Here is a 3,604-nt window from a genome sequence, read left to right on the forward strand (position 1 = left end):
CCACCACGATAACCTCAAAATGGACATAGGTTTGCTTGCAAAGGCTTGATAACAGGTCATCAAGCTCATCCGGCCTGTTATAAACAGGAATTATAATGGAGTATAATCGCATATCTTTTGTATAAAAAAGATTGAGGATACCCTCAACAGACAGTATCACTCAATCTTATCAAAAAAACTATAGTTTCAATAGAAATAAATATTATTGTACCAATAGCATACGTTTCGTTGAGATCAACTGTCCGTCTACTACCAAAGAATACATATACATACCTGCGACACCTAGATCAGAAAAGCTTACCATTATACTACCTTCTCCCCGGGTAGCGATATCGAATTTCTTAACTTGAGTTCCTTGCAAATTGCAAATAGAGATAAAAGCGGAACGTGCGGATGTAGGGATCGTAAAGGATATATTCGTGGTAGAATTAAACGGATTCGGCGTATTTTGATTCATTACCGCATTCGAGAGCAAAGACTTACTCGCCAAATTCTTGTTATTCTGCAAATCAGACAAATTAGCTTTTTCATCCAATTGCAATTCCAGTTGTTGGATAGTAGCGTCCAATTCTTTTACAGCCTGTACTAAAACGGGTATAACAGCCGTGTAATCCACCAAGCTATCACCTGTGGAACTTAACGTCACAATCTCTGGCATAACCTCAGCTACCTCCTGTGCCAAGAAACCAAAAGCTTTAGAAGGTACGGCTTCTGCTGATCTCAATTGCGATGTCTCACTTTTCCAATTGTAAGATACCGGTTTTAACCCCAATATGGTTCCTAATCCACTATTTAAGGGAGTGATATTGGTTTTCAACCGAGCATCCGAAGATTGATAAACCCCCTTTACTTCTATATAATTATACTGGGAGCTTTCTGAATCATAGAAAACGACCTTTCCTCCTGTTCCTGAGATACGAGGATTAGCGACCGCAACTTTTAATTTCAAAAATGTACCCGGATAATCACTCCCGTTATAATACAATTTTTGTCCCCACGTCTGTATGTTCGTGTACTGGGCTTGGACACTAAACGATACGAATAGGCATAGTATGCCTAATAAAGATACAGATCTTTTCATGATTTAAATATTTAAGTTGATAATATCTATTTTAACACATCAAAATATCCAACCAAATAATTATTTCCTTTTGAGATAAATATCTTATAATCACCATTCAGCAAAAAATCTATAGAAATAGGATATTCTATCTCAGAAGAAACAGTTATGATGTCATTATAAAGTACATTTCCTTTTATATTTATAATTTTCACATTAAGTCCATCCAATAATTTATTAGAATGGATGTAAATATTATTTTCATCTATTGATAATGTAGGAGAAGATATTATAGAACGATCTTCCTCTTCTTCCCAAGATTGTTCAGTATCCTTCACTCTATTCGGATACACAACTGAAGAAACAAACATCAGAAATACTAATCCCAATATAAAACTTCTCTTTTTCATTATCTATTTTTATAAACAAAAATAGTCTCTATGAGAAATCTATAAGCAAAATAGGATTTACTTCTTATTTACTTTTTATTTACAGCGATTAAGTTATTATAAATCAGCGATAAATTTATCCATTATTTCTGCGGTACCTTCTGTTCCATGAATCTTTTTATAGAGACGAATCCGGGATGCTGTTATTGCAGGAGTCGAGCGTCCAACTAACCTTGCAATGTCCTTCACGGGCATGGATATTTTTATCAAATAACAAATATGGAGTTCTAACTCTGAGATTTGCGGGTATAAAGCATATAATTGAGCGGTGAAATTTGAATAGGTTGTATCAATCTCTTTTCTCAACTCCTTCCAATCCTTATTCTGAATTTCCGTATCAGTATTATTACTTGTTTCATGAAATAACCGATAGACTTCGGATTTTCGAAAAGCTATTTCAAGCAAACTTTTTTCATTTTGAGAAGTAAGAATCTTTCGGTTTGATAGTTCTAATAATTCCTTTTGAGATTGCACAAGTTGCTTTTTAAAATTATCTCTTTGACACTCCGATTGCTGCAAAAGTTCCTCTAGATATGAAATTTTCTTATTATTATATTCAATACAATCCAAACTTTCCGCATATTGATTCTCTTTCAATAGACGTATTTTTTTCTCCTTTTCAATCGCTGCTTTTTTCTTCTTTTCTAACACATATATATAACATAGACTAAAGAAAATAATTAAAACAACAAATAATGCAAATTGATAATTGCGAATTTTTCTTTTTTCATTATCTATTTTCAATTGAACATTCTCCTTTTCTGTATGCTGATACTTATATAATGAGTTAACTTTTGCTACAGCTTCCGTTTTTGTTTGATTCTTAATTGAATCAGACAGTTCTATACATTTATACGCATAATTCAAGGCTAATTTACGGTCTCCTTCTTGGTTTTTTATTTTGGATAAGATTCTATACGTATTTTTTTTCATATAGATATTCCCATACTCATTTGCTTTCTCAAAATAATATAGAGCTGAATCTATTTGCTTATAACTTTCATATATACAACCTAATCCAAAATATATATTTGCTTGATTCTTCATACTTGAAACCTTACTGAACAAATCTTTAGCCAAATCATATTTTCCCATATCTATATAGATGCTACTCAATTCCCTTAGTACATTATCTATTCTCGATTGATCATTTAATAACAATGCCTTCTCATAAGCAGATTGATAGTAGTATATAGCACTGTCTGTATCTTGCTTGGCGTTATAGATCCGAGCAATATTCCTCAATGCGATCACCTCTCCTTTTCCTTTATCATACATCTTGTATTCATACGATTTCCTATAAGCTTCGAGAGCCTCATCATACAAACCTTGATATGCCAGTCGATATCCCATCTGCTCATAAACCCGTCCTAATATATCATATCGCTTACTATCTTTCCCTATGTCCGCAGCATCTTGAAAAGCTCTCACCGCTCTTGGGGCATCTCCCATATCCCGGTATGTACTTCCTAGATAATAATATGCCTCCATTAATTGATCTGGAGTCCCATAGTCCTCATAATACTGAACTATTGATTTAATCAAAGAGTCTGATTCATGAGGAATATACAGCTTATCTTTAGCTTTAATCTTAAGCAAAGCATGGTACATACGTATATTTTCCGGCTCATTCATGATTGAGCTATCCAAAGAGGAAAGACAGAGTAATGCGCTATCCGGATGCTCCCACATAACAGATTCCGCACGAGATAGTTCCGCAGGTAATGGTTTTTCTTGGCGCATACAAGAAAAAAGGGTAGCGAAAAGTAGCAAAGTCAGTCCTAGTGTTCTCTTCATTTAGATTATAGTTTACAACTTAAACGCAAGTTATAAAATTTATCCACAAATATCAATAAAAATATTCATTTGCCACAAAAAAATATCTTCTTTAAGCCTACTACTCAACTAAAAATCTTTTCCTTTAGTTTGGTATCCTTCAATAGCCTCTGTGCATACCCCTCCATTTAAATGAATTTTCAAATAATACTTCTCAAAAAACCGACTCCATATCCAAACAATTGCGTAAAAGAGGCTATTACAGATAACAACCCTACACGTAAATCACATTTATTGCGGAACATTGCGTCTACAAACA

At 33.7% G+C, this 3,604-nt stretch carries 4 protein-coding genes; all 4 read right to left on the reverse strand.

Translation table 11 applies throughout. From position 1 onward, the window contains the following. Nucleotides 1-112: glycosyltransferase family 2 protein (locus E5342_RS18675; protein WP_135960001.1), on the reverse strand; the 112-nt coding region annotated here is incomplete at its 3' end. Nucleotides 113-202: 90 nt separating this feature from the next. Next, on the reverse strand, nt 203-1,081 hold the full coding sequence (locus E5342_RS18680; protein WP_135960052.1) for a tail fiber domain-containing protein: 879 nt from the start codon (nt 1,079-1,081) through the stop codon (nt 203-205). A 26-nt stretch (nt 1,082-1,107) separates the two neighbouring features. Then, nucleotides 1,108-1,470 carry a DUF3244 domain-containing protein gene (locus E5342_RS18685; protein WP_005863687.1) on the reverse strand — a complete coding sequence of 121 codons (363 nt, stop codon included), beginning with the start codon at nt 1,468-1,470 and terminating at the stop codon, nt 1,108-1,110. A gap of 96 nt (nt 1,471-1,566) precedes the next feature. Then, a complete protein-coding gene (locus E5342_RS18690) occupies nt 1,567-3,306 on the reverse strand; it encodes a tetratricopeptide repeat protein (RefSeq protein ID WP_135960053.1) in 1,740 nt (579 codons plus the stop codon). Between the last annotated feature and the right edge of the window lie 298 nt (nt 3,307-3,604).

Source organism: Parabacteroides distasonis, from assembly GCF_004793765.1.
GTDB classification, from domain to species: domain Bacteria; phylum Bacteroidota; class Bacteroidia; order Bacteroidales; family Tannerellaceae; genus Parabacteroides; species Parabacteroides distasonis_A.

Bases quoted from the DNA above. Each gene is read 5' to 3' on its own strand.
- E5342_RS18680 (WP_135960052.1), bottom strand. From the start codon at position 1,081: ATGAAAAGATCTGTATCTTTATTAGGCATACTATGCCTATTCGTATCG.
- E5342_RS18685 (WP_005863687.1), bottom strand. From the start codon at position 1,470: ATGAAAAAGAGAAGTTTTATATTGGGATTAGTATTTCTGATGTTTGTT.
- E5342_RS18690 (WP_135960053.1), bottom strand. From the start codon at position 3,306: ATGAAGAGAACACTAGGACTGACTTTGCTACTTTTCGCTACCCTTTTT.